Raw genomic sequence first — 7295 nt, 5'->3', positions numbered from 1 at the left:
GCTACGACGATTAATGGGTGTAGCCGATCAGATCGTAGCTTCTTGATTTAGTTCCATCGATTTAAGCAACAAAGCCCCACGGTATACCTGATTGGGCGCCAACCATTGCAGATCTGTTAAAAGAACAAGGTTACATGACGGGTCAATTTGGTAAAAACCACTTAGGTGACCAAGATAAGCACTTACCGACCAAACACGGCTTTGACGAATTCTTCGGTAACTTATATCACCTAAACGCAGAAGAAGAGCCTGAAACTTATTACTACCCTAAAGACCCAGAGTTTCGTAAAAACTATGGCCCTCGTGGTGTCATTAAGTCTTATGCCGACGGTAAGATTGAAGACACTGGCCCGATGACACGAAAACGTATGGAGCACGCAGATGAAGAGTTCCTAGAGAGCTCTTTGGCATTTATGGAAAAAGCAGTTAAGGCGGATAAACCCTTCTTTATTTGGCATAACGCCACTCGTATGCACGTTTGGACTCGCTTGCAGGAAAAATACCAAGGTAAATCAGGTGTAAGCATTTATGCCGATGGTATGCTGGAACATGATGATCATGTAGGTGTTTTACTCGACAAGCTGGATGAGCTAGGTGTTGCAGACAACACTATCGTTATCTACTCAACGGACAACGGCGCAGAAACCATGACTTGGCCAGATGGTGGCGCAACACCATTCCATGGTGAAAAAGGTACAACTTGGGAAGGCGGTATGCGTGTTCCTCAACTGGTTCGTTGGCCAGGCGTCATTAAGCCAGGAACCAAGATCAATGAAATGATGGCACACCAAGACTGGTTGCCTACATTATTGGCAGCTGCTGGCGTACCTGATGTAAAAGAAAAACTGGCAGAAGGCTACAAAGCAAATGGCAAAGAGTGGCGTGTACATTTAGATGGTTATAACTTCATGCCATACTTTGAAGGTAAGGAAGAAAAAGGCCCTCGTGAGTCGCTGCTTTACTTTACGTCTAATGGTGAATTAAACGCTGTCCGCTGGAATGACTGGAAACTTCACTTTGCAACGCTTGAAGGGAACCTAAGTAACGCAGTTCGTTTTGCTCCGAACTGGCCTAAAATCATCCACCTACGCGCTGACCCATTCGAAAAAGGCCCAAGCGAATCACAAATGTACTTGCGTTGGATGGCTGACAACATGTGGCTATTTGTACCTGTTCAAGACGTTGTGGGAGAGTTCTTTAAAACACTTCCAGAATACCCAATGCAACGTGGCACAGCGATGAACCCTGCTTCACTAAACTACGACTCTCTAAAAATGCAAGAGAAGCTGCAGCAACTAGACAAAGTTGAACAAGAAATCACCAAGTTTAAGTAAACTAAGTTAACGTTAGTTAATCAGTAACATTAAGCCAGCAGACCATTCTGCTGGCTTATATGTATCGCCACACAGGAACTTACTTAAATCGCCTGTTTAGCCTATACAAAGCGGGCATTGTGAGTACAAACTGAAAAACAAAAAAAGGAGAGCTAACCTGCTCTCCTTTGTATTTTAACCGTGGATAAACTAAGCCACATTAACCGATTTAGCTAAACTGCTACTTTGGAAAAACTCATCATGCAATGCGCAAATCGCGTGCTGGTATTCCTTATCACCGACAACAAATTGAACATTTACATTTCTCAATGATGAGTGCAGTGCAACTGGCGTAACACCATTATTCATCAATGCAAGTACACCTTTTGCCAACGTCTTGTTGGTATCAATTTGTGAACCGATGGCTGAGATAAGCGCGACCATACGACCTTTAATCGAGGCATTCGGATAACGTTTCTCGGCTTTATACAATACTTTGTTTAAGCTATCTGTACTGCCACCTAGATAGTAAGTAATAGAGTTCGCGTTCATCTCTTTACCAACCAAACTTACACGAGCATCGGAGATGATTTCCATCAATTCGTAACTAACGTTATCGGCTTTTCCTACCATTGCTTGGTCAAACAAATGCAGTGCAAATACTTTTTCTTTACCTGCGATGATCTCGACTTTGTCTTCTTCCGGACGATAGCTTGAAGAGATTAAAGTACCTTCGTGTTCAGGTTCGAATGTATTTTTAATCTGTAGCTCAATACCACTTTCACGCAAACCCGCAGCGGCATTTGGGTGAATAGCTTCCATGCCAAGGTTCGCAAGTTGGTCCGCTACGTCATAGTTTGTACTACCAATTGGTAATACTTTTTCAGGGCCAACAACGCGTGGGTCCGCTGAGCTCAAGTGGTACTCTTTGTGAATTACTGCTAAATCCGCTTTTGTTATTGCTGCAATTCGGCTAAATGTCATCTCACTATAACCTCGGTCATAAGTGTGCATTAGGCCCTCTTTACAGTAAGCATAACCTGTCACGATTGGCAGTTCTTTTGATACATCGATATCAGCAAACGCGTCACTGATCGACTCATCAAGGCTTCTTGGCGCTTGATTATCCCAACCAGACAGGTCAACGAACTTAGCGTTAATACCCATATTTTTTAGTTTTAGTGCTGTGTTGTAAGCACTATGTGCCTCACCGATAGACGAGAGAAACTCTCGAATTTGAGGCAAGTACTGGCGCAACGAAAATTGACCGTACTGACAGGTTTCTAAAATATTCGCGATACAGTTTTTCGCTTCAGCAATGCGGGAGCGAATGAATTTATCCGCACGGATACGATTCATTGGGTCCGCAAAAATATTTTCATTGGTCAGCAACATACGGCTTTCAACGTACGCTAACGCTTCTTCCCATTTGTCGTCGCGTTTCGCGATAAGCTGATAAACGCCTGGTTTACTGGTTTTTTTACACTCGAGCAGCGCATCGGTCATACCACCGTATGCAGATACGACAAAAATACGATTGTATGGCGTTTTGGGACGAAGAATAATATTGTCGAGAACAGCATCAAATGCTGTCATTGATGTACCGCCGATTTTTTCTACGGTAAATGTCATGATAAGCCTTTTTTGATTGGTAACTTTAAAAAGAAAAAAGAAGAGATAGTAAAGTGTGGGGTGGCAAAGCACCCCACCATCATCTTTTAGTCAACGAGAGGATAAACACCGTTTTCATCGTGCACTTCAGCGCCAGTAATCGGTGGGTTAAACACACACGCCATTACCATTTCTTTATTCTTATAAGCTCTCAAGTAGTGCTCATCGTGTTTATCAAGGATGTATAATGTACCTGGTTTGATTGGGTACGTTTCTCCACCTACAACTTCAATCTCACCTTCACCACTCATACAAAACACCGATTCAAGGTGGTTTTGATAGTGAATATGAGTTTCTGTATCTTCATAAATCGTTGTGATGTGGAAAGAGAAACCCATGTTGTCGTCTTTCAACAACATGCGGACACTTTCCCAGTTATCTGAAACAACACGTCGTTCGCTGTTGCGGCATTCATCTAGAGTTCTGACGATCATAATTAAAATCCTTATTAAGATGCTTGTTTGAAATGTTTCGCAGCGATAGTCTCTACTGCATTTTCAAAGATGCTTAGTCCTTGATCTAGCTCTGATTCGCTGATGGTTAGTGGACAAAAGAACTTCACAACTTCATCGTCTGGACCCGCTGTCTCTATCACCATTCCATTCTCGAAACAGTTTTTCGCAATTTCAGATGCCATGTCGCCATTGATACATTCAATACCAACCATCATGCCGCGGCCTTTTTTCTGCACAAACATTTGTGGAAAGCGACGAACACAACGGTCAATAACAGCACTTACCTTGTCTGAACACTGCTTGATGTGTGTTTCAAAATCATCGTTTGCCCAGTAAATTTCTAGTGCTTTTGCAGCAGTAATAAAGGCGTGATTATTGCCACGGAACGTACCGTTATGCTCGCCTGGCTTCCACTGGTCAAGCTCAGGCTTAAGTAATACGACAGCCATCGGCAAACCGTAACCACCGATCGACTTCGATAGCGTCACGATATCCGGTTGGATACCAGACGGCTCGAAACTAAAGAAAGTACCGGTACGTCCACAACCTGCTTGAATGTCATCGACAATCACAAGAATGTCATTGGCTTTACAGATTTTGCTCAAACGTTGTAACCACTCGTTTGAAGCAGCATTTAAACCACCTTCACCCTGCACAGTTTCAAGAAGTACAGCGGCTGGTTTATCCATACCTGCAGAGTTATCATTTAGCATGGTTTCGAACAGCGCAAGACCATCTACGCCAGCGTAACCTTCAAATGGAATACGAGTGACGTTACTTAGACTAGAACCGTTACCTTGTCTGTGATGCTGGTTACCCGTTGCAGCCAGTGCGCCAGCAGTACAACCATGGAAACCGTTAGTAAACGCAACGACGCTGTCGCGGCCTTTTACTTTTTTAGCCAGCTTCAATGCCGCCTCAACAGCGTTAGTACCTGTTGGGCCCGTAAACTGAACCTTGTAATCCAAGTTTCTTGGTTTAAGGATGTAAGTATCCAACGCTTCCAGAAACGATGCTTTCGCTTCTGAGTGCATATCCAAACCGTGAGTAATACCGTCCATTTCAATGTACTCAAGCAACGCTTGTTTTAGTACTGGATTGTTATGGCCGTAATTTAGAGATCCCGCTCCAGCAAGGAAGTCTAAGTATCGTTCACCTTGTTCTGTTTCTAGCCAGCAGCCTTTCGCTTTACGAAAAACGACCGGGAAATTGTTTGAATATGAGCGTACGTTGGATTCCTGCTTTTTGAAAATATCCATGATGAGACCGTTTTTAATTCCTATTGTTTGAGGATTATTTGAGAGGAATGCGATACAAATATTCTGTATCGTGTTTGCCTTTAAAGTGGGCTTCTTCATCCAAAAATGTGCTTACTTGGCCAGAATTGCCGTTCATCGCATCTAACTTTTTGAACAGTGCCCAAGAGGCTTTATTATCTTCCGTGATGGTAGTTTCTACCGATTTAACACCGCCTAATTCCTCTCGGGTGAGAAGTTCTTTCAACATGCGGAATGCTAAACCATGACCTCTAAAGCGAGGTGAGACTGCAACTTGCCAGACAAATAAAACGTCTTGCTCGTCTGGTTTCTGATAACCGGAAATGAAACCTGCGATTTCGCCTTTTTGCTCAACCAAAATACTGGTTTTGCTGAAATGCGTAGACTGTAGGAAATTGCAATAAGATGAGTTCATGTCCAATGGAGGACAGTCTGCAATCAAGCTGTAAATGTCGTCACCATCAGAGATTTTAGGCTCACGAAAAATCCATTTTTTACTTGAGTCTTCTCCAATCTCTGGATAAAGGACCCAAGGTGCTGATGTGATCATGTGAAAATACATATCCTTTGAGGTCTAATTAAATTTCCTTTTTATTATGGGCATCCCTCGCGACTAAAAATCAAATAATCCGCCTTTTCATCGGCATTTTTGTGACACATATCACAAAAATGAACCTATTAACCAAAAGTTAAAATAGTTCGAGGTCTAATTTATTAAATAGTCACCCAAATGCACAGCACAAAAAATAACCAGAATAAGACCGTTTTCCATGCTGTTCATTTCTCAGAGAAAAATAGAAATCCAAAAAAAAGCGGCATGCTTTCGCATACCGCTTTTATCAATAATTTAACTGCTGATACTAGTTATTTTGATTTCTTAGAAACCGCCTTTGGACGAGGTTCATCCATCAAACCTTTTATCAAAGATACCGTTGCAACAAGCAAAACAATAGTAAATGGTAAACCAGTCGTCACCGCCATTGCTTGAGCAGCAGCTAGACCACCACCCAACATCAATGCAATCGCAACCAAACCTTCAAACGTACACCAGAACACGCGTTGTGGCGTTGGTGCATCGACCTTACCGCCCGCAGCAATAGTATCAATAACCAGTGATCCTGAGTCAGAAGAGGTAATGAAGAACACCACGACTAAGATAATGCCGACAAAAGATGTTATCTCAGCCAATGGCATAACATCTAACATGGCAAAAAGTTTTAAAGGTAGTTCTGCGTTAAACACCGCCTCGTAGCCATCATTAACGTATTGGCTAATTGCGTTACCGCCAAAAGCCGTCATCCATAACACACAAACTGAAGATGGGATAAGAATAACGCAAATAATAAACTCACGAACTGAACGACCGCGAGACACACGTGCGATGAACATACCCACAAATGGTGACCAAGAAATCCACCACGCCCAGTAAAACGCCGTCCAGCCTTGAGAGTAATTCACATCCTCTCGTCCAAATGGCATAGATAAGGCAGGGATATTAGCCACATAGGAAACGATGTTCTCGAAGAAACCAGTTAAAATCGCAATCGTCGGGCCAACAACAATAACAAATAGCAATAGCAGCGCTGCAAGACCCATGTTGATTTCAGATAAGATTTTCACGCCCTTATCGAGTCCAGCCACAACAGAGATTAAAGCGAGCGCAGTAATACCAATAATCAATATAACCTGCGTGGTATTGGTCATTGGGACATCAAACAGGAAGTTCAAACCCGTTGCGGCTTGAGACGCACCGTAGCCTAGCGATGTTGCTAAACCAAAAACCGTCGCTACCACTGCAAGAATATCGATAATATGACCAGTCCAACCCCATACACGCTCACCAAACAAAGGGTAAAAAATTGAGCGCATGGTGAGTGGCAAACCTTTGTTAAATGAAAAGATAGCCAGTCCAAGAGCCAAGAGCGCGTATATTGACCACGGATGAAGTGCCCAGTGGTAAATCGTCGCAGCCATCCCTAATGCCGAAGCTGCAGTTGCATCGCCCTCTGCACCACCTAGCGGTGCCCAGTCAGTACGTACACCATTCTCAACGCTCACGCCACCAATCGCAGAACTAAAATGGGACATCGGTTCTGATACACCGAAGAATACGAGACCAATGCCCATACCTGCAGCAAATAGCATTGCCAACCATCCGGCATAGGAGTAATCCGGTGTTGCTTCAGTACCACCGATTCGCACACGGCCCAATGGTGTGAAGATCAATCCGACACAGACAATGACAAAAATATTACCTGAAGCGAGAAAAAACCAGTCTAAATTGTGTAACAAACCCGCTCGTAGGTCTGCAAAAAACGGCTCTACCTGTTCTCGGAATAATAGTGTTATCACAACAAACATGACGATTGCTAAGCCAGAAATTGCAAAAACACGGTTGTGAATATCAAGGCCAAATGGGCCTACCTTTAGCGCAACGTTATCCTGACCAATTTGATAGTCAGTATCTATTGCGTTTACTTTTCCATCGGGGCGTTGAATGCCACCGTTATTATCGGTGCTCACGGATAATCTCCTTAAAAATACGTGACCAAGTTTAAATTACTTTCGTCGGAGTTCGA

General features: G+C 43.2%; 5 protein-coding genes and 1 pseudogene. 1 reads left to right on the top strand and 5 read right to left on the bottom strand.

All coding sequences use genetic code 11. The features are described 5' to 3' along the window. Positions 1-77: 77 nt before the first annotated feature. Positions 78-1334, top strand: a pseudogene (locus tag R7E78_RS20725) (sulfatase-like hydrolase/transferase); the annotation flags it as partial. 189 nt (positions 1335-1523) lie between these two features. Here the strand turns inward: R7E78_RS20725 and R7E78_RS20720 are convergent. The 5 genes from R7E78_RS20720 to R7E78_RS20700 form a co-directional block, all read right to left on the bottom strand. Further along, the gene (locus R7E78_RS20720; RefSeq protein ID WP_005377768.1) at positions 1524-2945 is read right to left on the bottom strand and encodes an aspartate kinase; all 1422 of its coding nucleotides are present in this window, start codon (positions 2943-2945) and stop codon (positions 1524-1526) included. Between the two features lie 86 nt (positions 2946-3031). After that, a complete protein-coding gene (locus R7E78_RS20715) occupies positions 3032-3418 on the bottom strand; it encodes an ectoine synthase (RefSeq protein ID WP_005377769.1) in 387 nt (128 codons plus the stop codon). Positions 3419-3432: 14 nt separating this feature from the next. Beyond that, on the bottom strand, positions 3433-4698 hold the full coding sequence (ectB, locus tag R7E78_RS20710; RefSeq protein WP_017820939.1) for a diaminobutyrate--2-oxoglutarate transaminase: 1266 nt from the start codon (positions 4696-4698) through the stop codon (positions 3433-3435). 34 nt (positions 4699-4732) lie between these two features. Further along, positions 4733-5266 (bottom strand): diaminobutyrate acetyltransferase, encoded by a 534-nt coding sequence (ectA, locus tag R7E78_RS20705; protein ID WP_005393379.1) that lies wholly within the window; start codon positions 5264-5266, stop codon positions 4733-4735. A gap of 314 nt (positions 5267-5580) precedes the next feature. Further along, positions 5581-7239, bottom strand: coding sequence for a BCCT family transporter (locus tag R7E78_RS20700; RefSeq protein ID WP_005377772.1), 1659 nt, complete (start codon positions 7237-7239; stop codon positions 5581-5583). Between the last annotated feature and the right edge of the window lie 56 nt (positions 7240-7295).

The sequence above is a fragment of the Vibrio sp. YT-19(2023) genome, from assembly GCF_033337395.1.
This window is presented reverse-complemented; position numbering and strand designations above follow the sequence as displayed.

What these genes read in the sequence shown, in the direction of transcription:
- ectA (WP_005393379.1), bottom strand. Translation starts at nt 5,266, where the DNA reads ATGATCACATCAGCACCTTGGGTCCTTTATCCAGAGATTGGAGAAGAC.
- R7E78_RS20720 (WP_005377768.1), bottom strand. Translation starts at nt 2,945, where the DNA reads ATGACATTTACCGTAGAAAAAATCGGCGGTACATCAATGACAGCATTT.
- R7E78_RS20715 (WP_005377769.1), bottom strand. Translation starts at nt 3,418, where the DNA reads ATGATCGTCAGAACTCTAGATGAATGCCGCAACAGCGAACGACGTGTT.
- ectB (WP_017820939.1), bottom strand. Translation starts at nt 4,698, where the DNA reads ATGGATATTTTCAAAAAGCAGGAATCCAACGTACGCTCATATTCAAAC.